Below are 25,043 nucleotides of genomic sequence, written 5' to 3' on the forward strand. Positions count from 1 at the left end.
CATGAGACGTCCTGGAACACGGGCGAAGAGCAGCCTCGGTGCGGCGCTGGTGGCCGCGGCGGGGCTGCTCGCGCCCACCGTCCGAGCAGAGGAAGACCCACGGGCCTCCTGCGCCGCCACGCTCTCCGGAAGGCGCGTGGTGGCGAGGCTGGAGGCCTTCTCCTTCGTCTCACCGGAGCTGGACCGGCTGGTGCGGCTGGGAATGGCGGGCAGGGTGGAGGTGGAGGTCACCCTCTTCCAGCGCCGCTCGCTCTGGTTCGACGCGCGGGTGGACGGCACGCGGCTGACGCAGGTGCTCGCCTTCACGCGCGCCGGCTACGTGCTGGATGGCAGGCCGCTGCCGGGAGGCCCCGGCGCGCTGGAGCTGGAGCGGGTGGCCTGGACGCTGGAGGAGCGCCCGGAGGCAGGGGACCGCTTCGTGGTGCAGGTGGAGGTGCGGCTGCAGGTGGTGACGGCCGCGAGCCTGGGCCGGGTGGCCTCGTGGCTGACGCAGGAGAAGAACGCGGCCGGCGAGGAGCGCTCCGGCCTCACGGGCACCGTGCTGCGCTCGGTGGCCGAGGACTTGTCGCGAGCGGCCTCGGCCCGCTGTGAGGTCACCCGCCCGCCCTGAGCCGGGGCAGACGCAGCCCGCGCGCGGGCACGGAAGAAGGACATCGAAGTCTCGCCCGCGCCATGCGTGGGCCCTGCAATCACAAACTGCCCGGCCTGCTGGCCGAGGCCAGGAGAACCCTCATGCGCCGTTGGATGCCCCTGCTCCTCGTCATGGCCGCGGCATGCGGCTTCCGAATCGAGCCGACCTCCCGCCCCTTCGACCTCGGCTCCATCACGTGGGACGCGCAACGCTCCGTCCGGGTCCACGTTCCACCCGGCGCCGAGCTCGCCGGCAGCGACCTTCCCCTCCTCTACCTCGAAGAGGGACACGCGCTGTTCTTTCCCTCCGGAGCGGGTGACGCCAGACACGCGGTGGTGCCCCGCCCGAGCGAGCTGGTGTCACTCCTGCGGCGCCAGGACATCGTCATCGTGACGGTGGACCTGGAGTCTTGAGGACGCGGACCAGCGCGCGTCCGAAGTTCTCGCCCCGGAAGAGGCCGGCGAAGGCGGCGGGCGCGGCGTCCAGCCCCTCCACCACGTGCTCCCGGTGGCGCAGCGTCCCGTCGGCCAGCCACTGCCGGAGCTCGGCCCGCGCCTGGGGGAAGCGCTCCGCGTAGTCGAGCACCACGAAGCCCTCCATGCGCAGCCGGTGGGTGATGAGGTACGGCGTGTTCTTCAGCCCCGCGCGCTGCTTCGCCGGCACGCCGTAGTCGGCCACCAGCCCCGACACCACCACGCGGCCTCTTTGCGCCATGCACGCCAGCGCGGCATCCAGCGTGGTGCCCCCCACGTTGTCGAGGAACACGCCATACCCCTCGGGCGCGGCGCGGCGGAGGGCCGCCTCCAGGTCCGGCTCGGCGCGGTAGTCCACGGCCACGTCGAAGCCCAGCTCCTCCACCAGCCACCGGCACTTCGCCGGCCCGCCCGCGGTGCCCACCACCCTCGCGCCCCGCCGCTTCGCCAGCTGCCCCGCGATGGAGCCCACCGCGCCCGCCGCGGACGAGACGAGCACCGTCTCCCCCGCCTTCGGCTGCCCCAGCTCCAGGATGCCGAAGTACGCCGTCAGTCCGGGGATGCCGAGCACGCCCAGCTCGGCGGACAGCGGCTCGGGTCCTGGCTCCACCTTCCGCAAGCCGCGCCCACCTACCACCGCGTGCGCCCGCCAGCCCCACGCGCCGAGGACGAGGTCCCCCACGGCGAAGCTCGCATGGCGCGACTCGAGCACCTCTCCCACCGCGGCGCTGTGGATGACGTCGCCCGGAGCCAGGGGCGGCGCATAGGAGGCCACACCCCCCAGGCGGGAAAGCGTCCCCGGGTCCACCGACACGTAGTGCGTGCGCACCCGCAGCTCGCCCTCCTTCGGGTCGGGGACGTCCACCGGCTCCACGCGGAAGTCCTCCGGCGAGGGCAACCCGGGGATGTGGCGGGCCAGGACGACCTGGCGGCTGGGCAGAGGGCTCATGGAGGGGGCTTCCTAGCAACCCGGGCCCCTCTCTTCATAGGCTTCGGGCCATGACGATTGCCCGTCCCGCCGAGGCCCCCTCCGAAGCTCCCGTGGTGCATCCCCTGCTGGCCGCCGCCGAGGCGATGTTCCCGCGCCTGTCCGCGCGCTCCGACGAAATCGAGAGTGCCCGCCGCCTGCCGCCGGACCTCGCCGCCGAGCTGGCCCGGGAGGGCTTCTTCCGCATGATGATTCCCCAGGCCCTGGGCGGCCTGGAGCTGCACCCGGCCCTGTCCTTCCAGGCCATCGAGTCGCTGTCGAAGGCGGACGGCGCCACGGGCTGGTGCGTGATGATTGGCGCGGCCACCGCGCTCGTCTCCGCCTGGCTGCCGGAGACCGCGGCACGGAGCATCTACGGCCCCGCGGACGCCATCACCGGAGGCGTGGCGGCGCCTATCGGCCGGGCCGAGCGCGTCGAGGGTGGCTACCGCGTCTCCGGCCGCTGGCCCTGGGCGAGCGGCGCGCAGCACTGCCAGTGGCTGGTGGGCGGCGGGGTGGTGACCGAGGGCGGCAAGCCCCGCCTGGTGCGCGAGGGCGTGCCCGAGACGCGCACCTTCTTCTTCCCCATCCAGAGCGTGGTGCTGCACGACACCTGGTACGCCTCGGGCCTGTGCGGCACGGGCAGCGGTGACATGGAGGTGAAGGACGTCTTCGTGCCGGAGGAGTACACGTTCGCGCTCGTGGGCCAGCGCCCGCGCATCGCCTCGCCGCTCTACGGCTTCCCCTTCGGCCTGCTGGGACTGGGAATCCCGGCCGTGGCGCTGGGCCTCGCCCGCCGTGCCATCGACGAGCTGATGGCGCTGTCCCGCCAGAAGACGCTGATGCTGGAGCGCCGCCTCCTGGCCGCGCGTCCCGCGGCCCAGGAAGCCGTCGCGGATGCCGAGGCCACCGTGCGCTCCGCCCGCGCCTTCCTCCTGGAGGCCATCAACGCCATCTACGCCGAGTCCACGCGGGGCCCCGTCTCCGTACGCTCCCGCGCCGAGCTGCGGCTGGCGATGACGCACGCCACCCGGAGCGCCGCGCGCGCGGTGGACCGCATGTACGAGGCCGCCGGAGGTACCGCGGTCTTCCGCTCCAGCCCGCTGCAGCGCTGCTTCCGGGACGTCCACACCGCCACCCAGCACGCCATGGTGGCCCCCGCCACGCTGGAGCTCACCGGCGGGCTGCTGCTGGGCCAGGAGTTGCCCACCTTCACGCTGTAGTCGGCGAAGACGCCCCGGAATATTCCTCGCGATGACTTCTTGTCAGGCGCTCGCTGTGAAGCGTTGGGCGCCGAGCATGCCAGCGCACGTTCCACACGTGTCGATTGAGCCCCGCGTGGGACCTCCCTACGTTGCCCGGCCTCACGTACGGAGGAGCCATGGCCCTGCAGGACAGCTACAAGGACGTGCTCGAGGTCGCGAAGAACGTCGGCGCCCAGGTCGAGTCTCGCGAGGAGAATGGCAAGCTCATCATCAAGGGGAAGGTGAACCACGCCTTCGACCGGGACCGCATCTGGGACCAGATCAAGGCGAAGCACCCGAGCTGGCAGAACGAGGTCATGGTCATGCTCGACGTCATCAACGCCGAGCCCTATGGCCTCTACACCGTGAAGTCCGGTGACACGCTGAGCAAGCTGGCCAAGGACATCTACGGGGACATGAAGCTCTACCCGAAGATTTTCGAGGCCAACAAGGACCAGCTGAAGAACCCGGACACCATCAAGGTGGGCCAGGTGCTGAAGCTGCCGCCCAAGTCCATCGCCCAGGCGTGAAGCGACGCCACTGAATGCCCCGGGCCCTGGGCCACATGCCCCAGGCCCGGTGGCTGGCGTCACAGCCAGCTCGCCTCGCGCCGTCCCAGCTCCACCAGCACGCGCTCCGCGGCGCGCACGCCGAACCAGTTGGCCTCCTCGAAGAGCGCCATGCCGCCCAGGTCCGAGTGCGCGAAGTGCAGGCTCCGCCCCAGGCTCTCCTGCGCCGCCTTCTTCGCCGCGCCCCACATGAAGCCCGGCGACGGCCGCACCATGGCGTGCCCCCAGCGCTGGACCTCGAGCCGCCGCGCCTGCTCGGCGATGCCCGGGTGCGCCGGCAGCAGGTCTGCCATGACGAGCGCCTCCCAGTCCGCGTACGTCGCGGAGAGCGCCTTCTCCCGCTCCGCCTTCACGTCCGCGCCGTCCATGGGCAGGTACCACGTCAGCACCGTGGGGCCATTCTCGTCCTGGCGCAGCAGCTGGTGCGTGGCCACCACGTACCCCAGGCTGCGGCTCTCGTAGAAGACGTTGTCCCAGGCCAGCGGGAAGCCTCGCGAGCGCGGCGGCGAGGCCAGCGTCAGGTTGGCCACCACCCACGGCCCATACGAGAAGGCCCCCAGCCACTCCGGCCGCTGCCGCCGCCACGGCGCCACCACGTGCGCCGCCACGAAGCGCGGGCAGGCCAGCACCACCTGTCTGGCCAGGAAGGCCCGGGGCTTCCCCGTGCCCGCCTCCAGCGCGTCCACCCGGCAGCCGCCCTCACCCGGCTCCACCGTGTGCACCAGCACGTTGCGCTCCACCGTCCCGGGCGGCAGCCCGGCCTGCAGCTGCGACACCAGCCGGCCATTGCCCTCGGGCCAGCTCAGGAAGCCCTCGCTGCGCTCCCCCTTCCCGTCCTGGCGCGCGGCGAAGTACCAGATGCCCGCCCACGCGGACACGTGCTCGGCCGTGGTGCCGTAGTCGTCGCGGCACGCGTAGTCCACCACCCACTTCAGCCGCTCCGAGCGGAAGCCCTCGCGCGTCAGCCACGCCGCCATGGTGAGGCCGTCCAGCGCCGTCCACTCCGCGTCGTCGCTGGACAGCCCCGAGGGCACGGCGAAGGCCTTGCGCCCCTTCGCGTCGCGCGCGGCGGCGAAGCCATTCATCCGCGCCTCGAAGCGCTCCAGCTCCGCCAGGTCCTCCGCGCTCGCGCCCGCGCGCAGGTAGAGCCCCTCGTACCAATGGCCCCGGTAGAAGAAGCGCTCCTCCGGCTCGTGGATGAGCAGCGACTCCTCGAAGGTGGGGTACCCGTGCGTGTCCACGCCGGTGACGGCGCCCATCTCCTTGAGCAGCCGCACCACGGGGCCGCGGTCCTCCAGCGGCGCCGGCAGGTAGTGCGCGCCCCAGGGATAGGCGGTGACGGCGTTGCGCCCGGAGCGGGACGTGCCGCCGGCTTCCGCCTCCAGCTCCAGCACCCGCACGCCCTTCACGCCCGCGCCCGCCAGCCGCCACGCGGCGGACAGGCCGGCCACGCCCGCGCCCACCACCAGCACGTCCACGGGCTCCAGCACCTGCGCGCGAGGCAGCGGCCCGCCGCGCAGCTTGTGCCCCACCTCCACCGCGCGGTCGACGATGGCGCCCGGCACGGGCTCACGGGGCCGCTCGCGCCGGCACGCGCTGGCCGCCACCGCCGAGCCGAGGAACGCGGCGACCAGCTCCCGCCGCGTCAGTTCCACCGCCGCCACTCCTCCTCGTAGTAGTGCACCAGCACCTGGTTGTTCAGCCGGTTCACCTCCGCGGGCAGGCGGCTCATGTCCGGAGGGAAGCGGGTGAGCGACTCCAGGGTGGGCTCGTCCAGGAAGAGCAGCCCCTCGGGCAGCGGGCGGTGACGGCCCGGCGGCTCGTGCGCCACCAGCACGTAGCCCCACTCACCGAAGGACGGCACCAGCGCGTGGTACGGCTCCGTCCAGTAGCCCGCCGCCTTCAGCGTCTCCGCCACGCACCAGAACGAGCGCCGGGCGAACAGCGGGCTGGTGCTCTGCACCACCGCCACCCCGTCCGGTGAAATCCGCTTCTTCAAGAGCTTGTAGAAGCCCGTGGTGTACAGCTTCCCCAGCGCGAAGTTGTTCGGGTCCGGGAAGTCCACCACCACCACGTCGTACAGCTCGTCCCCCTCCGAGAGGAAGCGCATGGCGTCCTCGTTCACCACGCGCATCCGCGAGTCCTTCAGCGAGTGCCCGTTGAGCTTCGCCAGCTCCGCGTAGTTGGCGGCCAGCCCGGTAATCGCCGGGTCCAGGTCCACCAGCGTGACGGAGCGCACGCCCGGGTAGCGCAGCACCTCGCGCGCGGCCAGCCCGTCCCCGCCGCCGAGGATGAGCACCCGCTCCACCTTCCCCGCGCGCACCATGGCCGGGTGCACCAGCGACTCGTGGTAGCGGTACTCGTCGATGCTGGCGAACTGGAGGTTGCCGTTGAGGAACAGCGAGAAGCCCCGCTTGCCCCGCGTCAGGACGATGCGCTGGTACGGCGAGCTCGTCGCGTGCACCACGTCGTCCGTGTAGAGCTGGTCCTCGTAGAACGTGGTGAGCCTGTCCCCCAGGACGAAGCCCACCAGCAGCAGCACCGTCAGCACCGCCGCCTTGATGCGCAGCCGCAGCGGGTTGCCCAGCAGCGGCGCCAAGAGCCACGTGCTCCACAGCCCCACGGCGGCATTCAGCACGCCGAACAGCAGCGAGGTGCGCACCAGCCCCAGCTTGGGCACCAGCAAGAGCGGGAAGGCCACGCTGGCCGCCAGCGCGCCCAGGTAGTCCAGCGACAGCACCTGGCTGACCAGGTCCTTGAACTTGAGATGGTCCTTCAGGATGCGCAGCAGGAGGGGAATCTCCAGCCCCACCAGCGTGCCGATGATGACCACGCTGCCGTACAGCGCCACCCGGAACAGGTCCGTCAGCGTGAAGGTGAGGAACAGCAGCGGAGCGCACAGGCCGCCCAGCAGCGCCACGGCCAGCTCCACCTCCACGAAGCGCTGCGCCACCCCGCGCTCGATGTAGCGCGACAGGTAGCTGCCAATCCCCATGGCGAACAGGTAGCCGCCGATGACGGTGGAGAACTGGGTGATGGAGTCGCCGAGCAGGTAGCTGGCGAGCGCCCCGACGACGAGCTCGTAGATGAGCCCGCACGTCGCGATGACGATGACGGTGATGTACAGCAGCGTCCTGTTCAAGTCGTCACTTCACTTCGCACGATGAAGAGCGGGAGGGGCCCGCTCACCCGCTGATGGCGGCGGCCACGATGATGGCCAGGCCGATGATGAAGGAGCCGATGACGACGCCGACGGCCGTGTTCTGGTCGGCCTCCAGCTCCTTGTGCACGTCGAACGGCAGGATGAGGCGGATGACGTAGAAGCCCGCCACGAACACCGCCAGGCCGATGAGCGAGTAGATGACGCTCGCCAGCACTCCCTGCACGCTCACCACTGCGCCGAGTAACAGCATCACTTTCCTCCCTGAAAGCCGCCAAACCACAGCAGGGTGCCGCCCGGGCCGCGACGCACGTTGCCCGTCTGCACCTGCCCCCGCTGCTCGTCGCTGAAGGGCGACCAGCCGGTCAACATCAGCGCCGCATAGCCCGCCAGCACCAGCCCACCGAAGTACTTCATGCCGTGCCTCCGTGACTCATGGGCCCTAGCCCTCGAAGTTGCTCTCTGCCCACCGCTGCGTCTCGAAGCCGTGCGAGCGGAACAGGGCCCACGCCGGGCCCAGCAGCAGCAGGATGAACGCGCAGCAGAACCAGCCTCCGTTGGGCGTGTCGTGGGTCAGCCGCACGTTGAACGTCCGGGGGCGCGTCTGGCCCGCCTCGAAGGCCGCCGTGGTGCGCAGCACGTACTTGCCGGCCGGCAGCGCGGACAGCTTCTTCGTCCCCGAGTTGGAGCCCTCGCTCCAGGTGCCATCACTGTCGCTGCCGCTGTAGGAGCTCAGCTCCTCGTAGAAGGTCACCACCTCGCCCGTGTCCTGGTTCACCAGGTCGCCCTGGATGCCCAGCCAGTCGTTGTTGAGCGAGGCGGACACCTCCACCTCGATGTTGCCCCGCTTGCGCAGCTCGAAGGGCTCGCTGAAGTTCATGGCCGACGGCGTGCCGGGCTGGGCCTCCGGGGCCACCACCACCGCCTGCTCCAGCACCTTCTCGTTGGACGCGCGCACGGCGAAGAAGCCGGACAGCAGCAGCAGACCCAGCATCCACATGACGGTCCACACCATCGTGGAGCGCAGGCCCGCCTTGTGCGGGTTGGGCTGGCTGGGGGCGATGCCGTGGGGCTCGGGCATGCCCTCCTTCAGGTTGAAGGCCTCCTTCACCACCTGCGGCGCCAGGTACTCGCCATGGGTGTAGGAGACCTCGTTGTCGGTGGCGTCCACGCTCACCGAGTAGGGCGGCGCCACGTACTCGGTGGCGTGCGCCACCTCGCCGGCCGTCACCTCCCAGTAGAACTCGCCCTGCACCGCCTCCGTGACGGCGGTGACCTCCTGGAAGGCCTTGTAGCGGCGGCTATCGTAGAAGGCCGCCACGTGCGGAACCAGGGACACGTCACCGGCGGGCAGCGGCTTGAGGAACACCCAGTGGCCGTTGGACTGCATCAGCCAGGTGAAGCCGCGCGAGCGGTTGTAGAGGAGGTACTCCTCCCACGGGTAGCGCACGCCCTCCACCGTGCACGAGCGCACCAGGAAGCCGATGCACATCCACTCGGTGTCCTCGAGCTTGCCCTTCGCCCCCAGGGGGATGAGGGGCGCGTCGGCGGGCTTCTCCAGCAGGCGGAGGAAGGACAGCTTGCCCTGGCTGACGTCCAGCAGCGCGCCGCAGTAGGGGCACGCCACGCGCAGGGACTTGTCCGGTGCGCGCAGCTCCAGCGGGCCGTTGCAGTTGGTGCAGCGCGCCTGCTTCAGCTCCACCTTGCGCGCGCGCGGGCGGAGCTGGCCGGCGGGGATGCCCAGCTGCTCCAGCTTGAGCGCCTGGCCGGTGAAGACCTCCGGGCCCGAGCGACGGGTGCCGAAGTCCAGCGTGAGGAAGGAGCCCTTGGGCCCGGTGGCGTCCACGTACCAGGCGTCCTGGGTGGGGTCCACGTCGCTGGGGAGCTGGCCCTCGGCGGACACCACGCGCCCGTGGCCCCGCTCCTCGATGACCCAGCCGCGGTCTCGCAGGTGCAGCCGCTCGCCGGGGTGCAGGTCGTCCAGCGACAGCCCCTCCTCGACGCCGGCGTCGAAGAGCAGGTGGAAGGCGCCCTCGGACTCGCTGATCCACCCCCAGCGGCCGTCGTCGAACTCCACGTACCACTCGTCCCAGGGGCCGGCGCCATGGTCCTTCTGGAGGTGGCCGACGATGCGGTAGCCCACCTTGCCGTAGCGGCCCTCCGCCATGAGCTGCAGCGGCGAGTCGGTGGGGACGATGCGGCCAATCTTCCCGTGGGACTCGAACTCCGCGCCGTTGCGCGCCACCACCGTCTGGCAGTGGTCGCAGACAATCACCTGCGCCAGGCCTGCGGTGAAGACGATTTCCGCCCCACAGGACGGGCACTGTCCCTCCTGCCTCACGCCGTCACCCCCCGCTTCAGCTCACGCACGTTGCAGGACGCCGCGCCCAGGTGCCGCGCCAGGATGGACTCGAAGTCCGGGCGCGGGCGGTGGCGGCAGCAGTAGAGATTGAACGCGGCGAAGCCGTGCTCCGGGAAGGTGTGGATGGTCAGGTGGCTCTCCGCCAGCAGCGTCAGGCCGGTGATGCCTCCGGGCTCCGGGAAGACGTGCCACTGCGGCTGGCCGACGACCTTCAGCTCCAGCAAGACGATGAACTCCTCGAAGAGCGCCGCGAGCGCGGCCGCGTCCTTGAGCCGCTCGGGAGAGCAGCCACTCGCGTCAACCAGCCACTCCTGTCCCGTGGTCAGCGTCTCACTCCCTCCTGCGTGGGGGCTTCTTAGCATGGGCCCTGCCCCCGGGGGTGGGCCCGTGCCGGCCACCGGGCAGGCTCGCCCGGCCCGTTGGCCCCCTCCGCCACCTTCCCGGTACGCTGCGGGGTGAGATGACGCCGTCCGTGCCCGAAGTCCCCCTGCCGCCCGCGCCCACCCCCACGCCCGCCCCGGCCAGCCAGTCCGGCGCCATTGCCCGGCTGTCCCGGGCCCTGCGCGGCCTGCCGCCGGCGGAGCGGTGGTGGGGCCCCGGCTGCGGAGGCCTGGCGGGCTGGCTGAAGCGGGCGGCCCTGGCGCTGCCCCCCGAGGACCTCACCCCGCGCTTCCGGACGCTGCTGGGGCGGGTGCGCGAGGGCGAGCCGGTGCTGCCGGACGAGGCGAAGCGGCACCAGTACGTGCTGGTGCGCGGAATGCTGGGCGACGAGCTGCCCGGCTACCTCCTGGACAACGTGCAGCGGCTGGAGCGCCGGGGCCTGGACGTGCGGGAAGCGCCGGTGGACACCGAGGGGCTGCTGGCGGACAACGTCGCGGTGCTGCGCGAGGCCCTGCTGGACGCGGAGCACTTCGGCCGCTCGGTGGTGCTGGTGGGCCACAGCAAGGGGGGCGTGGAAGTCACCGCCGTGCTGGCCCTGTACCCGGAGCTGCGCCGGGTGGTGCGCGCGGTGGTGACGCTGCAGGCGCCCTATGGGGGCTCCTCCATCGCCCATGACCTGGCCACCACGCCGGAGCTGCGGCGGCTCATCGACTTTGCCTTTCCCCTGCTTTTCCATGGCGTGTCCCGGTCCGTGGAGGAGCTCTCCTATACAAGTCGGATGGAGTTCATCCGAAAGCACCCCTACCCCGAAGGCATCCCCACGGTGTCCCTGGCCAGCTCGCGCCTGTCGCGCCTGTCCAGCCTGTACCCCCTGCAGCGCTACCTGAACGACAGGTACGGCTACGCGGCGGACGGCATGGTGACGGCGGTGGACTCGGAGGTGCCCGGGGCGGCGGTGGTGCGCCTGGACGACCTGGACCACGCGGAGGCCGCGCTGCGCGCCCTGCCGGGCTTCAACCGCTACCACCCCGGGGACCTCACCGAGGTGATGGTGGCGCTGGCCCTGGGCGCGCGCTGAGCGCCCCACCTCACGTCACGGGCGGCGTCAGCTTCACCTGCCTCATCACGTGGTCGACGGTGGCCAGGTGCAGCGCCAGGTCGTACAGCCGCCGGGCGAGCGCGGGGTCCTCCTTCACCGTCCTCCCCAGTTCCTGACGGGTGACGCCGGACAGGCGGGCCAGGTCGTCGATGAGCGCGTCGGTGGTGGCACGCTCGGGCTGGACGCCATCCCGCGAGGCGATGGCGCGCAGCACCAGGGCCAGCGTCAGCCGCCGCGCAGCGTCCGCGCGGGTGAGCGGCTCCTGCAGCCAGCCCTCCAGCGCTTCCTGAAGCTCGTCCGGCTGGAGGCTCTTGCGAGCGAGGATGGGACGCTCGGTGTCCGCCCAGCGGCGGCGAATCTCCTCGTCCACCAGCGCCTTGGACAACCCCACCTGGGCGCGCTCCACCAGGGCGTCCAGCACCCGCTCCTGGGTGAGACGGTCCGCCGCCTCGGTGTGCTCGCGAGCCACGTCATTGGCCAGGTGGCGCATGACGTCCGTGAGGGTGCCCAGGGCCAGCCGCTTCAGCAGCTCCGGCGAGTCGTCCGCCAGCAGCTTCAGCTGCCGCGCCTGCTTCACGTCCAGGAGGAAGCGGGCCGTCTGGCCGCGCAGGGACTCCACCACGTAGGTGTCCGGCAGCTTCAGCTCGATGCCGAAGGACTGGCCCACCTTCGCGCCGACGAGGGCCTCGAAGAAGCCCGGCAGCAGCGGGTCGGGCGTCACCTGCACCCACCAGCTCTCCCGCGTGGAGAAGGGCATCAGCCGGCCGTTGGCGAAGCCGAGCACGTCCAGCAGCACCTCGTCGTCCGCGCCCACGTCCTCGCCCGGCGCCCGGTTGCGGCGGTCGGCGTGCTGGCGGCGGAGCGCATCGAAGCGGTCGACCAGGTCCTGCTCGGCGAGCGGGACGGGGGCCACCCGGGGCACCGTCAGCCCGTCCAGCGAGGGCGCCGTCACCTGAGGCAGGTCCACCGGCTCCGTGCTGTCCAGGGAGTAGGCGGCGGGCATCCGCTTCATGATGCCGAGCGCATGGAGCTCGGCCAGGGAGCGCGCGGCACCACCGCCCTTCGGGTCATCCTTCGTGGTCATGGTCGCTCGCTCCAGCCGCCTCGGATAGCACACCCGTCAGGGAGCACCGAAGCTCCGGAGCAACGAGCCCACCTGGCCGTCCGCTAGACGAAGGAGCCGATGAAGCCAGACACCGTGGAGGCCGCGGCGCCCACCTGGCTGACCACCGGGACATGGGTGCCGGCGGCGATGGAGCCCAGCGCGGTGATGCCAGCGGTGACCTTCCTGCCGGCGGCGGCGCTCGGGTCGGCGATGGTGCTCGCGGCAGCGGAGGTGTCCGCCACGGCGATGGCCATGTTGAGGCCCGGGGCGAAGCGGCTGGCGGCGCGAGCCACCGCGGTGCCATCGCCATGCACGGCGGCGCGGGCGGCGTTGGCGCCCAGGCGGCCGGCGGCCTCCAGGCCCTCACCCGCGGCGCGCGCCATCTCGCGCGAGCCGCCCTCCAGCGCCTCGCGAGCGGCGGAGGTGGCGACACGGCTGGCCACCGCGCGAGCCGCGTCCGGGGCCGCCTGCGTGATGGCGGTGCGAGCCGCGTTGGCTACGTCCGGAGCCACCTGCGCGAGGGCGGTGCGAGCCGCGTTGGCGGCGGCGCGGTAGGCGCTGACGTTGCCGGCCGGCTCCAAGATGCCCTTCGCCACACCGGGGCCGGTGGAGGTGGGGCTGGCCACGGCGCCGGACGCCTTGTTGGCGATGACGCCCGAGGGGTTGCGGAAGAAGTCACGCGTGTCGCGGAAGGTCAGGTAGCCGGCGCCCGGCAGCTGCGAGACGCTGGCGGCGGTGCCCTCGGCGCTGGCCCAGCGCGCGCCCCGGGTGTTGACGCCCTCCACGGTGCCGCTGTTCGCCCGGCCGGGGACGTCCAAGGAGCCCAGCTGCTGCGGGCCGGGAGCGCGGCGCACCTGTGTGGAGGCCCCGCCGTCGGAGAGGGGGCCGAAGCCGCTGGTGGCCTGGCTCACCGGCTTGTGGGTCTGCTCGAAGCTGTCCGACCGCGAAGCCGGCTGCTGAGCGCGGCCCTCCGCGCGAATCGTGGTGGGCGCCGGGCGCGCGGTCGAACCGGAGGTGGGACGGACGGGCGCCATGGCAGCTCCAAAGAGGGTCTTCTGGCGAATCTGGACCCGGATCATCGCTCTTTCTGACGACGAGTTGCGTCGTGAGCGGCTTGTCGTGTGTTTTTTACCATGCGTGCGGCACGGCAGGGAGGCGCGGGCCCACGCAAGCCCCTGGAATCCGGCGGAGTTGCGCTAGTCTGCCCCCGCCATGCGTACCCGAATCCTGACGACCGTCCTCCTCTGCCTGTCCCTCGCCGCCTGCACCAAGGACTCCGAGAAGAAGGAGCCCGCCAGCGGTGCCACGCCTTCCCCCACCACTCCGGTGAAGCCCGCCGAGCCGGCCACCCCGCCTCCGGCCCCGCCCGCCGCCAAGCCGCCCCCGACCGAGGCCGCCGCCTCGGGCGAGTGGATGAAGAAGGTGGAAGCCGGCCAGGACGTCTACGCCACGCTGGACACCAACCAGGGTGCCATCGTCGTGCGCCTGTTCTCCAAGGACGCGCCGAAGACGGTGGCCAACTTCGTGGGCCTGGCCACGGGCGAGAAGCCGTGGACGAACCCGGACACAAACAAGCTCGAGCGGGGCCGTTCGCTGTACGAGGGCGTCATCTTCCACCGCGTGATTCCGGGCTTCATGATTCAGGGTGGAGACCCCACGGGCACCGGCCGCGGCGACCCGGGCTATCGCTTCGAGGACGAGTTCCAGAGCGGCCGCACCTTCAACAAGACCGGTCTGCTGGCCATGGCCAACGCGGGCCCCGGCACCAACGGCAGCCAGTTCTTCATCACCACCTCCACGCCGGACTTCCTCAACAACCGCCACACCATCTTCGGTGAGGTGGTGCAGGGCTACGACGTGGTGGAGAAGATCTCCAACGTCCAGCGCGACAGGAACGACCGGCCGCTGCAGCCGGTGGTCATCCAGAAGGTTGTGATGAGCGACCAGGCCCCGGCGGGCAAGAAGTAATGGGCAGCCGCACCGCGCGACGCATCGCCACGCGGCTGGGGGAGCTGGACTGCCACGTCGTGGACGCGCTCCCCGAGGGCGCCACTGCCGACCTGGCCGTCGTGCTCTGCCACGGCCTCGGCGCGCCGGCCACGGACCTGGTGCCGCTGGCGCCGGAGTTGATGTCGCTGGAGGCGGCGCTGGCCGACCGGGTGCGCTTCGTCTTCCCAGGTGCTCCGCTGACGATGGAGGCGTATGGCATGCCGCAGGGGCGTGCCTGGTTCCACCTGCCCGACGCCATCATGCGCGGGCAGCTGCGGGACTGGGACCTGTTCGCCCGCGAGGTGCCTCCAGGCCTCCCCGCGGCGCGCCGGGCCTTGATGAGCGTGGTGGACGCCCTGTCCACGTCGATGAAGCTGCCCTATGGCCGCATCGTCCTGGGGGGCTTCAGCCAGGGCGGCATGGTGACCACGGACGTGGCGCTGCGGCTGGAGGAGGCGCCCGCGGGGCTGGCCATCCTGTCCGGGACGCTGACGTCCGAGCCGGAGTGGCGGCAGAAGGCGAAGGCCCGCAAGGGGCTGCCGGTGTTCCAGGGCCACGGCCGGTATGACGACCTGCTGCCCATCGCCACCGCCGAGCGCCTGCGCGACGTGCTGGTGGAGTCAGGGCTGGAAGTGGACTTCCTGCCCTTCGACGGGCCGCACACGATTGCGCCGGAGGAGCTGGAGCGGCTGGCCTCGTTCCTGGTGGCGCGGCTGGGAGGGCGCTGAGGGCATGTACCACGCGAGGGAGCTGACGGTGTCCACGCGGGGGCGCGGCTTCACCGACATCACCGGCGACGTGCAGCGGGCGGTGGCGGACAGCGGCGCCCGGCAGGGGCTGTGCACCGTCTTCCTGCACCACACCAGCGCGTCCCTGCTGCTGTGTGAAAACGCGGACCCGGACGTGCGGAAGGATTTGGAGTCCTTCTTCGCGCGCCTGGTGAAGGACGGGGACCCGCTGTTCGTGCACGACGCGGAGGGGCCGGACGACATGCCCGCGCACGTGCGGACGGTGCTCACGCAGAACTCGCTGAGCATCCCCGTGAAGGACGGGGCGGCGGACCTGGGGACGTGGCAGGGCGTCTACGTCTGGGAGCACCGCACGTCACCGCACCGCCGCCGCGTCACAGTGTCCGTGGTGGGCTGAGGGGCGTCAGGCGCGCGAATCACATGCAGGTGAACCACTGGGCATTGTAGGCAAGCATCGACTGCACTCCCGTGGCATCGAGCACATAGACCCACGGCTTGATGTTGAATTCCGCGGGCCAGATGTCGTTGGGCTCAGTGCAGATGAAGTAGGTCCTGCTCGCGCCTCCCTCCTGGGCGACCCCGTGGTAGTTCCTGTTGGTGTCGTACCGGTAAGTCGTCTGTGACCAGAAGTACCTGTAGGGAGGCACGCCCCCCGAGGCCGACGCGGTGCAGGTCACGTTCGAGGCAGCCGGACGCGCGCACGAGATGGAGACTGTCGGAGCCGACAGCGAAGCGACCTCCCCGTCAGCCTGCGCGGCCGCGGAATCGGCCACCGGCTCGCTGGACTCCCGCAGGTCTTCCGGAGCACCACCGCAAGCCCCCAACAGCAGTACGGCCGAACCCAGGCAAAGCCAGTCACGAATCGCGGAGCGCCGCATCGAGTCAACTCCAGACAGATGAGAGCGCGGGAATGCGCTCCAGGCGCATGAAAACACGACCAGTCATTAACTCAAGGAAACCGCGAGCACGTTTCGGTTCGGGGTTGGCGAACCGACACGTCTGCCTTCCCTAGCGTCCGTGCCGCGTCGCGGCGACCACCACCTTGCGCGCCTTCTCCGGCGGCCGGGCCTGGCCGCGAATCCGCACCCAGGAGCCGGGCGCGTCCGGCGTCGCGTGGACCATGGACCAGCCGGTGGGCACCTCCGGCGCCGCCCACGTGTACAGCGCCTTCGCGTCCTTCGGCGCCAGGTTGATGCAGCCATGGCTCATCGGCTCGCCGAAGCGGTCGTGCCAGTAGGCGGTGTGCAGCGCGTAGTCGTCCTGGAAGAACATGGTCCACGGCACCGTGGCCACCCGGTAGGTGTCGTTGCCCGCGGTGCCGTTGCCCGTCATGTCGGCTTCGGCGAACTTTATCCAGATGCGGAACAGCCCCTCCGGCGTGTCCGTGCCCGCCTTCCCGGAGGAGATGAGCGTCGCGTACACGGGCCGCTCGCCCTCGTAGGCCACCAGCACCTGCGCATCCAGGTCCACGTCCAGCCACCGGTCTCCCGGCTCGACTCCGGGAGGCGCGGGCGTGAACCAGGCCACGTGCAGGTCCTCGCGCGCCACCCAGTGGTCCTCCGCGATGAGCACCCAGTTGCCATCCGCCGACAGCTCCCGCACCGCCACCAGCGTGCGAGGCGGCAGCACCGTCTCGCGCGCCGCGCTCGCATCCGGCGCCACCCGCACCTCCACGTCGGCCCCGGGCCGGGTGCGGGACTGGGCCCAAGCGAAGGGGGTGGACAGCTCCGCGAGCGCCTCCGCATCCACGCCCTCGAAGGAGGACGGCCGGTACTCGCGCAGCACGCGCGCCTCCAGGTACTGGCCCTCCGTGGTGCGCCAGAACGTCCGGCGGCCCACGCGCACCTGCCCTCGCAGCTGCACCGTCACCGAGCCCTTCAGCAGCACGCCCTTCCTCCGGGCGCGGGCCAGGGCGAGGCTCGGAAAGGCGCGCACGCGCTTGCCCACCACGCGCGCGTAGATGCCCGGCGTCAGCTCGCCCTCGCGAAGCTTGGGCAGGTCTCTCACGCGGGGCTCGCGGAAGTTGGGCTCCAGGTAGCGCTCGCAGACCCAGCCGCGCGGCTCGATTTCCACCCACGCGTCGCAGTCCGGCCCGCGCATCGCCGTGGTGCCCTTCCAGCGCACGCGCATGTCCTGGGCCACCGTGCCCAGCGGCGGTGCGTCCCGGCGGGGCTCCTGGCGCACGGCGATGGAGCGCCGCACCCGCAGCGAGCCCGCGTCCGGCGCATAGGGCACCGCGTAGGGCGCCAGCTCCGTCCCCGCGTCCGCGCCGCTCGCGGGCTCCAGGCCGGGCTCGTAGTCCTCCGGGTCCAGGGACGGGTCGATGTCGTCGAGCACCAGGGTGGAGTCCTCCAGCGGCTCCCCGTCCGGACCGAGCACCAGCTCCACGCCCGGGTTCTTCCGGTCGGAGATGACGACGAGCTGCTCGGCGGGAGGAGGCTCCGCGCCCTCGCCGGCCTCGTCGCGGGGCGGGGGTTTGGGCATGACGTTCATCGCGGGGTCGCTGGAGAGCGCGGGCGCATGGGCGCGCGAGCCGTCGAAGCCCGGCAGCGCGGAGGCCACCACGAGCGCGGCTGCCGACTCGAAGGCGGCGACCTCCGCGAGGTCCTGCATGGGACGAGGCCCGGGCTCGGGCTCCACACCGCCGTCCGTGCTCGTCGCAGCCCCGGTCCGCTGCCACTCCGCGAGCAGCGCTTCCGACGCTGCGCTGGCGGAAGCGCCACCATCGGCGGCCTCCACCGGCGTGACGGCTCCAGCGGCTGTCGGGCTGGCCTCACCGACCCGCGTACCGGCATCCGCGAGCAGGGCCTCCGACGGAGCGCCGCTCGTGGCTGAAGGCGCACCAGCGCCTCCCGCCTCAGCGGCCATTGCGCCGGGAAGAGCGCCGTGGACGGCAGGCGACGCACCCGCCACCCCCTGCCCACCCGCGCCTGCGGCGCCATCCCGCGCCTCCAGGGCCACCGGCCCCTGCACGCCGACGCCGCCATCCACGCGTGATACCTCCGGATGGGACGGAGGAGCGCAGGCAGGAGCGGACAGGAGGAGAACGAGCGGAAGCCAACGACGCATGTATGTCGCACGGTACGGAGGAGTGCGGCGGGACTCAACGTCGTCACAGGTGAGATCGCCTGCGTAGGACTCCGCGCGAGTGCGCATTCCGTGCGTCTGCAACGGCGGTTGTCACATGTAACGGAAATGATGTCTCAAATGCCCGGACGCTCCGTCAGCCCACTCCCGCCTGGGAGCGTTCGAGACGCTCCGGGCCGTCGGAGGCCACGGCTTCGCAGCTGGCATCGAGCCGGCTATTCGAATCCACCACGACCAGGGCCAGCGCCCCGTCTCGAATACGAGGGGGGAGATGTTAGCGTTCCACCCCACCATCCTTCTTGGAGTCCCGGCATGCTCCTGCGCCTCCTGGTCTTCCTGACCGTCCTGCTCCCCCTGCCCGCGCTGGCCGGGCCGGGCGGGAAGATTGTCTCCGCGGCCTTCCGCTCGCCCCTGGGGAGGGTGGTGCTCATCGCGCTCGCCCTCATCCTGCTGCCGCTGTTGGTGTACGTGGCGGTGAAGGAGTGGCGCGCGGAGCGGCGGACCCGGGCGGCCCTGAAGACGCTGGGGGCAATCCGGCCGGAGTTCGACTGGCTGACCCTGAACGACCGCGTCGTGGAGTGCTTCCACCGCATCCACTCCGCCTGGCGGCGCGCGGCCATGCGGGAGGCCTCCGACTGGATGACCGACTGGTACTGGCAGAACCAGCAGCTCGTCCACCTGGACCGCTGGGAGCGGGAGGGGCTGGTGAATCGCTGCACGGTGAACGAGGTGAAGCGCGTGCGGCCCCTCATGGTGGCGTGCCGGAACGAGGACGGCCAGGGCGGCGGCTCACGCGTGGTGGTGGCCATCACCGCGGAGATGGAGGACTACCTGGAGTCCTGCATCACCGGCCACATCGTGGAGGGAAAGAAGGGCTTCACCGAGGCCACCACGGTGTGGACGTTCGTCCTCCATGATGGCCGCTGGCGCGTGAACAACATCGAGCCGGACGCCATGACGCTCACCTACGCGAGCGTCGGGAACGAGCTGGAGGCCCTGCTGGCCCCCAGCAGCCAGGTCACCCGGGCCAGGGACGCGCGGTAGGCGCTCCGCGCCCCGGAGTCACTTCCGCGTGCCCACCGTGAGGTACGCGTTGAAGAGGCTCGTCTGCGGGCCTGTGCCGAGCGTCGCCTCCACCCGCTCGCGCCACGCCCGCACCACGCCGTCCCACTGCGCCCCCATCGCCTTGCGCGCCAGGACGATGGGCGCGGCCGACCTCGCCATCGCATCCACCAGCGCCACCGTCGACGGGTACTCCACGCTGCCCACCACCTCGTGCACGGCCACGTCGACGAAGCCGGCCTCGGACATCTCGCGCTGGCAGGTCTCCGCGTCGGACAGCGGCATCATGCCGTCACGCGGGGCCCCGCTGCTGCCCCCTCCCGCGCTCATCAGCTCGGCGAAGCTCTTGTAGACCACGTTCATCGCCGGCGAGCGCTCCAGGGGAAGCCAGCTCGACACGGCGGCCCGGCCGCCCGGGACGAGCACCCGGTGCAGCTCCCGGAAGCCGCGCGCCCGGTCCGGGAAGAACATCAGCCCGAACATCGAGAACCCCGCGTCGAACGCCCGGTCCTGGAATGGAAGCTCCATTCCATCGCCGACGCGCGCCTCGACCTCGAGTCGCTCCCCTGCCACCCGCTCCCGCAGGAGCTCGACCATGCGGGGCGAGAAATCAATCGCCGTCACCCGCGCACCGCGCCGCGCCGCCAGCAGCGCGAGCGTCCCGGGGCCGGCCGCGACGTCCAGGACGCGCGTCCCCCGCCCCACGCCCGTGCGCGCGAGTGCGTCGGCGGAGAACGTCTCGAACACGGGCATCAGCTCGCGCGCGTACTCCGGCGCGACGAGGTCCCAGGGCTCGGGCACGGCGAGGGGCGAAGACGTCGACATGGGGGCCTCACGAAGAGAATGGGGAAGCGTCGTCGCCAGCTGCTACTTCAGGAGTCCGACCACGTCCGCCGGCAGCGACGTGCCCGCCGGCCATACCACGTAGGCCGCACCGCGCGAGTGCTGCCACGCCCGCCACAGCTCCTCGCGCGAGTAGGTCACCTCCACCGTCTCGTCGGTCTTGAAGGCGGGGTCGTTGCACACCACGTCGCCTTCCGGCGTGAAGCCCTTCACCACGATGAGGTGCCCATCCGAGCGGCGCACCGGCGAGCTCTTCAGCGTCCCCTCCTCGTAGGCGATGCTGATGCTGACCGGGATGCCCACGGCGATGAGCCGCTCCACCTGGGCGAAGCCGTCCAGGCGCAGCACCATGCCGTGCAACGCGCCGCCGCCCATGGCCGACGCGTAGGCCGTGTTGAAGGTCCAGTTGCCCGTGCCGCCGTAGACGTAGTCATGGGTCCGGTCGGCCGACGCGGGCACCGTGGTGAGCAGCTCCGGCCGCTCCAGCTTCCGGCTCCAGTAGGCGAGCAGCATCGTGGTGGACGTGGGCGAGCACCACACCGGCCCGCCCTCCGGATAGAGCATCTGCGAGTAGCCCGGCACGTCCAGCACCTTGCCCCACGCCACGCGCTCCGACGCGGCGTCCTGGGGCAGGCCGTGCTTGTCACTCACCGCCGCCGACAGCGCCCGCACGCGCGGCGTGGCCTCCGGGCGCGACGAGTAGAGCCACACCGTCATCCGCAGCGCGTCCGCCCGGCGGCGGAGGTTGAGCGTGTCCGTGGAGACCCTTCCGTCCGCGTCTTCCTGCCCGTCCACGCTGTGACGCGCCACGGGCTCCTTGTCGAAGGCCCACACGCCCAGCTCGTAGTCCTTCGTCCAGGTGCCCTCGATGCGCGCGGCGAGCGTCACCTTCAGCCACGTCCCGGGCGGGGTGAGCGCGTCGAAGGACGGCACCACCGTGGTGAAGCCTCCCGGGACGAGCTGCGTGTCCGAGACGGCGACGCCGTAGCGGTAGCCCTCCGTGTGCAAGCGCGTGCCGCCGTCCGCCGCCGGGCCGGCGGGCACCGGCTCGCTGCCCGTGCGTGCCGTGGCATCCAGCTCCAGCGCGCCGTCCGCCGCGAGCGCCGTGCCCTCGCGGGTGAAGCGCTCGAAGTCCCGCTCCGCCGCGCTGCGCCGCCACAGGCGGGCCGGGGTCCCCACCTCCTCCGGCGCGGCCTCGGGGCCCTTGGGCGGCGAGACACAGGCCGTCAGTGTCGAGGCAAGCAGGAGACCCACAGTGGAGAGCGGACGGACGTTCATGCCGCGAAGTGTGTAAGGCCTGCAGTCCGCGGACAAGACGCATCGCACCGGGAAGAGAGCGTCCGCCCGCCACGGACAGTCCGGGGACGCTCGCGCCTACCGCGCCCGTCGCGCCTTCAGCAGCGGGGCGCCAGCCGCGGGGTGCTTGCCGGCTTCCTGCTCGTCGGGCAGGTGGACGGGCACGCCGGCCCACTCGGACAGCCGGCCCAGCAGGAAGCCGCGCTGGGGCTCCGGCAGCAGGCTCAGCGTCGAGTAGAACCCGATGCTGTCCCCGGCGATGACGCGGTACGAGTCCTTGCGCGCGGACACGTCGAAGGCGCTCGCGGACCAGGGGCTCAGGTCCCCGTAGACGAGCAGCACGCGCTTCGCCTCGTAGCGCGTCCAGACCTCCGCCGCGGCCAGCGTCCACGGCTCGTAGTGCTTGCGGACGCCGGACGGCGGGAAGCGCGTGGCGACGTCCTCGCCCGGGTAGCGCAGCAGCGGCCGCAGGTGCGCCTCCGCGTAGCCGGGCCCGCCCAGCTGCGTGGCGGACTGGTAGTAGCCGGGCGCCGCCTCCTCCAGGCCCTGGTCGGAGAAGGCGAAGTCCAGCGCGGAGACGAAGTTCAAGAAGGCGAACAGCTCCTCGTCGGACGCGTCCGCCGCGGGGACGTCCTCACACGTCCAGCCGAAGCCGTAGAACTCCCAGAAGTGGAAGGGCAGCTCCACGACGGCGAACTCGAGGGCCCGGTCCGCGCCCAGCACCTCGAAGGTGAGCCCCTGCGCCTCCAGCGCCTCGAGGAAGGGCCGCAGCGCCTCGCGCCGGGACAGGGTCTCCCGCTGCACCGTCTCCAGCTGCTCGCGGCAGGCCGCGTCCCCCACCTGCGTCCGGACGAAGCGCACGTGACGCTCGTCCCGGAGGCCCCGGCTGCGGTGTGCCGAGTAGGGCACGGTGGCGTGGACGTCGTCCGGGAAGAAGAAGCGGTGGGTCAGCGCGGCGGTGCCCCCCTTGAAGACGCCGGTGGACAGCCAGCGGCCCGGGTACAGCGGCTCGAAGGCCTGGGCGACGCGGTGGATGTCCGCCGCGGCCTGCCACACGTTCAGCTTGCTCCAGTCCAGCGACTGCGGCCGCGAGGTGCCGAAGAAGCGGTGCTCCACCGTGAGCTGGTTGGCCTGGAGCAGGTCCGCGGGCTCGCTGGGGACCGGCTCGGCGAAGATGGTGGCCCCTTCCGTGTCGAGCACCATGGGCGCCGCCGCCGAGCGGTGCATCAGCGTCATGCGCTGCTGGAAGCGTGCGCCCCCGGGACGGAGGTGGTCCACCGGCTGCTCGTAGTCCAGGGTGAAGAAGCGGAACCCGTTCACCCAGATGTCGTCCAGCACCGTGAGGCCGGGGATGGCCTCCAGCTGGACGCGGATGTCCTCGGCTCCTGCCTCCAGTGCCGGTGCCTCCGTCTGGAGCTCCGGGCCCGGGGCCTCCGGCGCCAGCGACTCCGGCCCGGCCGCGCCACCGCAGGCCACCAGCGCCGCGGTGAGCAGCGCTCCCCCCCAGCGGCGTCCCTCGTCGAACCACCACCCGTTCCGCATGCGTGTCTCCTCGAGAGGGCGCCCATGCCCGATGGCAACCCTGTTGTTGGAGCCACCCACGGTACCAGCGTCGTCTGGAGCGGCCAGCCGTCATCTGGCCGGGGCCCGGAGTAGGCTCACCCCCAACCGCAGCAAGGAGGATGAGCCGATGATGAAGCCCGCCGCCGCCTGTCTCGTGTTGCTCGCGCTCGTGGCGCCCGCCGTGGCCGCCTCGCCGACCGAGGAGACCGCCGTGCTCGACGCGCTCCATGCGGGGTGTGAGGCCTTCCGCATCGGCGACGTGCGCCTGGTGAACGACTTCCTGGGCGAGGGCTTCACCCTCACCGACTCGTCCGGGAACGTGACGACGCGGGAGGAGACCCTGACGGAGATACGGAACAAGGAGCCCCGCTACGAGGTCTTCCGCAACCACGACATGAAGGTGCGGCTCTATGGCACCACGGCGGTGGTCAATGGCATCACCACCGTGAAGGGCACCTCGGGGGGCAAGCCCTTCGCCGCCGAGCTCCAGTTCACCGACACGCTGGTGAAGCAGGACGGGAAGTGGCGAATCGTCGCCTCCCACGTGTCCCCGCGCCCGAAGCCGAAGGAGGCGCCGCCGAAGGAGGCGGCTCCGAAGGAGGCAAAGCCCACCGCGCCTCCCGCGCCGTGAGTGCTCCGCCGCTGGCCGGGCGGCCGAGCCTGGTCGCACGGCATCCCACCCGCCCGCCAGGCCCGCACCCGCCTCCGCCCTTTCCTTGCGGCGCCCCGGCAGGTATGCACCTTCGGAATGAAGCACGCAGAGACAGCCCAGCGCCTCCCCGAGTCACTTCCCCCCGCCACGCCCCTCTCCCCGGACGAGGTGCGTCAGGTCACGAACCTCCTCGAGCGGATTGCCGAGGACCGCTACCTGCTGGCCAGCCTCCCCGAGGATGACCGCATCGCGTTCCTCGCCGCCGCCGGCCGGGTGGTGAACCCGGACCGCACCACGAAGTCGCGGATGGCCAAGGCGCTCCGGCGCGGCCGCAAGCAGGCGAAGCAGCAGCATGACCGCGAGGTGCGCGCCTCGACGGAGATTCGCACCCTGCGCCGCTCCGCCATCTTCACCGTGCCGATGCTCCCGCCGCCGCCGCCCACCGACGTGCCGGAGCGGGAGCTCGCCGTCCCGCGCAAGTGCTACGTGTGCAAGGCCGAGTACCGGAAGCTGCACTTCTTCTACGACTCGATGTGCATCCCCTGCGCGGACTTCAACTACGCCAAGCGCACCCAGCGCGCGTCGCTGGACGGGAAGGTGGCGCTCATCACCGGCGCCCGCGTGAAGATTGGCTTCCAGGCCTCGCTGATGCTGCTGCGCTCGGGCGCGCGCGTCATCGCCACCACGCGCTTCCCCAAGGACTCCGCGGAGCGCTACGCGCAGGAGCCCGACTTCGCGGACTGGTCCCACCGGCTGCACATCCACGGCCTGGACCTGCGCCACGCCCCCAGCGTGGAGCTGTTCGCGAAGTACATCGAGCAGACGCACCCCAGGCTGGACATCCTCATCAACAACGCGGCCCAGACGGTGCGCCGCCCGCCCGGCTTCTACGCGCACCTGCTGGACGGCGAGCTGCGCGGCTTCGACGCGCTCCCCTCCAAGCTGCGGCCGCTGCTGGCCGGCCACGAGGCCTGCATCTCCGCGCTGCAGCCCCTGCTCGGCGCTGGCGGCAGCTCGGCGCTGACCACCACGTGGCGCAGCAACGACCCCGCGCTCGGCATCCACTCGTCCGCCGCGCTGTCGCTCCTGCCGTACACCACGGAGCAGGAGGGTGACGTGCAGGCCCTCTTCCCGCAGGGGCGGCTGGACGCGGACCTGCAGCAGGTGGACCTGCGGGAGACGAACTCCTGGCGGCTGAAGCTGGCGGAGGTCCAGACGGCGGAGATGCTGGAGGTCCACCTGGTCAACGCGGTGGCGCCCTTCATCCTCTGCGGCAAGCTCAAGCCGCTGATGCTGCGAGACCGCTCCACGCCCGGCCACATCGTCAACGTCTCGGCGATGGAGGGCAGCTTCTCGCGCGGCACCAAGACGGACAAGCACCCGCACACGAACATGGCCAAGGCCGCGCTGAACATGATGACGCTGACCGCCGCGCCCGACTACGCGAAGGACAACATCTTCATGAACGCGGTCGACACTGGCTGGGTCACCGACGAGGACCCGGCCATGCACGCCGAGCGCAAGGTGCAGGAGCTCGACTTCCAGCCCCCGCTGGACATCGTCGACGGCGCGGCGCGCGTGGTGGACCCCGTCATCGCCTCGGAGAACAGCGGCCAGTTCGTGTTCGGCAACTTCTTCAAGGACTACAGCCACACCGCCTGGTGAGTGCGGCGCCCTCGCACACCCGTACTCCGGGTGTGCAATGCCGTTGCAGGAGGCGGCGGCATCCCACCCGGGGTGTCGCCGACTTGCAGCCGGACCCGGTTGGGTGCTCCGCTCCGGTCGCTCCGGGCCTGGCCCGCGTTGGAGCG

25 protein-coding genes are annotated in these 25,043 nt (G+C 71.6%); 11 read left to right on the top strand and 14 right to left on the bottom strand.

All coding sequences use genetic code 11. The annotated features are described in order from the left end of the window. Position 1: 1 nt before the first annotated feature. Together LXT23_RS17460 and LXT23_RS17465 are read left to right on the top strand one after the other, a co-directional pair. Positions 2–610, top strand: a complete 609-nt coding sequence (locus LXT23_RS17460) for a hypothetical protein (protein WP_253981296.1) — start codon at positions 2–4, stop codon at positions 608–610. 122 nt (positions 611–732) lie between these two features. Next, entirely contained in the window at positions 733–1,044 is a 312-nt protein-coding gene (locus LXT23_RS17465; protein WP_253981297.1) for a hypothetical protein, read from the top strand. On the opposite strand, the gene LXT23_RS17470 is transcribed toward LXT23_RS17465, so the two are convergent. Next, positions 1,016–2,053: an NADP-dependent oxidoreductase gene (locus LXT23_RS17470; protein WP_253981298.1), complete on the bottom strand. Its 1,038-nt coding sequence runs from the start codon at positions 2,051–2,053 to the stop codon at positions 1,016–1,018. The two genes, LXT23_RS17465 and LXT23_RS17470, sit on opposite strands and share 29 nt — an antisense overlap. A gap of 50 nt (positions 2,054–2,103) precedes the next feature. Here LXT23_RS17470 and LXT23_RS17475 point away from each other — a divergent pair, with 50 nt between their 5' ends. Both LXT23_RS17475 and LXT23_RS17480 read left to right on the top strand, forming a co-directional pair. Then, the gene (locus LXT23_RS17475; RefSeq protein ID WP_253981299.1) at positions 2,104–3,294 is read left to right on the top strand and encodes an acyl-CoA dehydrogenase family protein; all 1,191 of its coding nucleotides are present in this window, start codon (positions 2,104–2,106) and stop codon (positions 3,292–3,294) included. A gap of 158 nt (positions 3,295–3,452) precedes the next feature. Then, a complete protein-coding gene (locus LXT23_RS17480; protein ID WP_253981300.1) occupies positions 3,453–3,845 on the top strand; it encodes a LysM peptidoglycan-binding domain-containing protein in 393 nt (130 codons plus the stop codon). Positions 3,846–3,904: 59 nt separating this feature from the next. On the opposite strand, the gene LXT23_RS17485 is transcribed toward LXT23_RS17480, so the two are convergent. Genes LXT23_RS17485 through speD form a run of 6 tightly spaced genes read right to left on the bottom strand, consistent with a single transcriptional unit; the run spans position 3,905 to position 9,768 of the window. Next, positions 3,905–5,539, bottom strand: a complete 1,635-nt coding sequence (locus LXT23_RS17485) for an FAD-dependent oxidoreductase (RefSeq protein ID WP_253981301.1) — start codon at positions 5,537–5,539, stop codon at positions 3,905–3,907. Beyond that, positions 5,530–7,026 (bottom strand): polyamine aminopropyltransferase, encoded by a 1,497-nt coding sequence (locus LXT23_RS17490; protein WP_253981302.1) that lies wholly within the window; start codon positions 7,024–7,026, stop codon positions 5,530–5,532. The genes LXT23_RS17485 and LXT23_RS17490 overlap by 10 nt, the downstream gene beginning before the upstream one ends. Positions 7,027–7,069: 43 nt before the next feature. Continuing rightward, positions 7,070–7,297: a DUF350 domain-containing protein gene (locus LXT23_RS17495; RefSeq protein WP_253981303.1), complete on the bottom strand. Its 228-nt coding sequence runs from the start codon at positions 7,295–7,297 to the stop codon at positions 7,070–7,072. Beyond that, entirely contained in the window at positions 7,297–7,461 is a 165-nt protein-coding gene (locus LXT23_RS17500) for a hypothetical protein (protein WP_253981304.1), read from the bottom strand. Before LXT23_RS17500 ends, LXT23_RS17495 begins: the two co-directional genes overlap by 1 nt. Before the next feature lie 25 nt (positions 7,462–7,486). Next, positions 7,487–9,385 (bottom strand): DUF4178 domain-containing protein, encoded by a 1,899-nt coding sequence (locus tag LXT23_RS17505; RefSeq protein WP_253981305.1) that lies wholly within the window; start codon positions 9,383–9,385, stop codon positions 7,487–7,489. Beyond that, a complete protein-coding gene (gene speD, locus LXT23_RS17510) occupies positions 9,382–9,768 on the bottom strand; it encodes an adenosylmethionine decarboxylase (protein WP_253981306.1) in 387 nt (128 codons plus the stop codon). The genes LXT23_RS17505 and speD overlap by 4 nt, the downstream gene beginning before the upstream one ends. A 110-nt stretch (positions 9,769–9,878) precedes the next feature. On the opposite strand from speD, the gene LXT23_RS17515 reads away from it, so the two are divergent. Beyond that, positions 9,879–10,865 carry a lipase family protein gene (locus LXT23_RS17515; protein WP_253981307.1) on the top strand — a complete coding sequence of 329 codons (987 nt, stop codon included), beginning with the start codon at positions 9,879–9,881 and terminating at the stop codon, positions 10,863–10,865. 10 nt (positions 10,866–10,875) lie between these two features. Here LXT23_RS17515 and LXT23_RS17520 read toward each other — a convergent pair whose 3' ends face one another. Both LXT23_RS17520 and LXT23_RS17525 read right to left on the bottom strand, forming a co-directional pair. Beyond that, entirely contained in the window at positions 10,876–11,970 is a 1,095-nt protein-coding gene (locus LXT23_RS17520) for a trigger factor (RefSeq protein ID WP_253981308.1), read from the bottom strand. Between the two features lie 83 nt (positions 11,971–12,053). After that, the gene (locus tag LXT23_RS17525) at positions 12,054–13,025 is read right to left on the bottom strand and encodes a hypothetical protein (protein ID WP_253981309.1); all 972 of its coding nucleotides are present in this window, start codon (positions 13,023–13,025) and stop codon (positions 12,054–12,056) included. A 178-nt stretch (positions 13,026–13,203) separates the two neighbouring features. Between LXT23_RS17525 and LXT23_RS17530 the strand changes: the two genes are divergently transcribed. From LXT23_RS17530 to LXT23_RS17540, 3 genes are read left to right on the top strand one after another with little or no spacing between them, the layout of a single operon-like run. Continuing rightward, positions 13,204–13,959 carry a peptidylprolyl isomerase gene (locus LXT23_RS17530; protein WP_253981310.1) on the top strand — a complete coding sequence of 252 codons (756 nt, stop codon included), beginning with the start codon at positions 13,204–13,206 and terminating at the stop codon, positions 13,957–13,959. Further along, positions 13,959–14,708: an alpha/beta hydrolase gene (locus tag LXT23_RS17535; RefSeq protein ID WP_253981311.1), complete on the top strand. Its 750-nt coding sequence runs from the start codon at positions 13,959–13,961 to the stop codon at positions 14,706–14,708. The genes LXT23_RS17530 and LXT23_RS17535 overlap by 1 nt, the downstream gene beginning before the upstream one ends. Positions 14,709–14,712: 4 nt before the next feature. After that, the gene (locus LXT23_RS17540; RefSeq protein ID WP_253981312.1) at positions 14,713–15,126 is read left to right on the top strand and encodes a secondary thiamine-phosphate synthase enzyme YjbQ; all 414 of its coding nucleotides are present in this window, start codon (positions 14,713–14,715) and stop codon (positions 15,124–15,126) included. 19 nt (positions 15,127–15,145) lie between these two features. Here LXT23_RS17540 and LXT23_RS17545 read toward each other — a convergent pair whose 3' ends face one another. Together LXT23_RS17545 and LXT23_RS17550 are read right to left on the bottom strand one after the other, a co-directional pair. Beyond that, positions 15,146–15,607, bottom strand: coding sequence for a SprB repeat-containing protein (locus LXT23_RS17545; RefSeq protein ID WP_253981313.1), 462 nt, complete (start codon positions 15,605–15,607; stop codon positions 15,146–15,148). Positions 15,608–15,737: 130 nt separating this feature from the next. Beyond that, entirely contained in the window at positions 15,738–17,720 is a 1,983-nt protein-coding gene (locus tag LXT23_RS17550) for a L,D-transpeptidase family protein (RefSeq protein ID WP_253981314.1), read from the bottom strand. 408 nt (positions 17,721–18,128) lie between these two features. Here LXT23_RS17550 and LXT23_RS17555 point away from each other — a divergent pair, with 408 nt between their 5' ends. Next, positions 18,129–18,860: a TIM44-like domain-containing protein gene (locus LXT23_RS17555; protein ID WP_253981315.1), complete on the top strand. Its 732-nt coding sequence runs from the start codon at positions 18,129–18,131 to the stop codon at positions 18,858–18,860. A gap of 18 nt (positions 18,861–18,878) precedes the next feature. Here the strand turns inward: LXT23_RS17555 and LXT23_RS17560 are convergent, their stop codons facing one another. From LXT23_RS17560 to LXT23_RS17570, 3 genes are all read right to left on the bottom strand, one after another. Next, a complete protein-coding gene (locus LXT23_RS17560) occupies positions 18,879–19,703 on the bottom strand; it encodes a class I SAM-dependent methyltransferase (protein WP_253981316.1) in 825 nt (274 codons plus the stop codon). 42 nt (positions 19,704–19,745) lie between these two features. Further along, positions 19,746–20,999, bottom strand: a complete 1,254-nt coding sequence (locus tag LXT23_RS17565; RefSeq protein ID WP_253981317.1) for a peptidase C39 family protein — start codon at positions 20,997–20,999, stop codon at positions 19,746–19,748. Positions 21,000–21,095: 96 nt separating this feature from the next. Next, on the bottom strand, positions 21,096–22,559 hold the full coding sequence (locus LXT23_RS17570) for a S28 family serine protease (protein WP_253981318.1): 1,464 nt from the start codon (positions 22,557–22,559) through the stop codon (positions 21,096–21,098). A gap of 148 nt (positions 22,560–22,707) precedes the next feature. Here LXT23_RS17570 and LXT23_RS17575 point away from each other — a divergent pair, with 148 nt between their 5' ends. Both LXT23_RS17575 and LXT23_RS17580 read left to right on the top strand, forming a co-directional pair. Further along, positions 22,708–23,211 carry a nuclear transport factor 2 family protein gene (locus tag LXT23_RS17575; RefSeq protein ID WP_253981319.1) on the top strand — a complete coding sequence of 168 codons (504 nt, stop codon included), beginning with the start codon at positions 22,708–22,710 and terminating at the stop codon, positions 23,209–23,211. A 117-nt stretch (positions 23,212–23,328) separates the two neighbouring features. Next, a complete protein-coding gene (locus tag LXT23_RS17580) occupies positions 23,329–24,897 on the top strand; it encodes an SDR family NAD(P)-dependent oxidoreductase (protein WP_253981320.1) in 1,569 nt (522 codons plus the stop codon). Positions 24,898–25,043: the final 146 nt, after the last annotated feature.

It is taken from the genome of Pyxidicoccus xibeiensis, from assembly GCF_024198175.1.
In the GTDB taxonomy this organism is placed as follows: domain Bacteria; phylum Myxococcota; class Myxococcia; order Myxococcales; family Myxococcaceae; genus Myxococcus; species Myxococcus xibeiensis.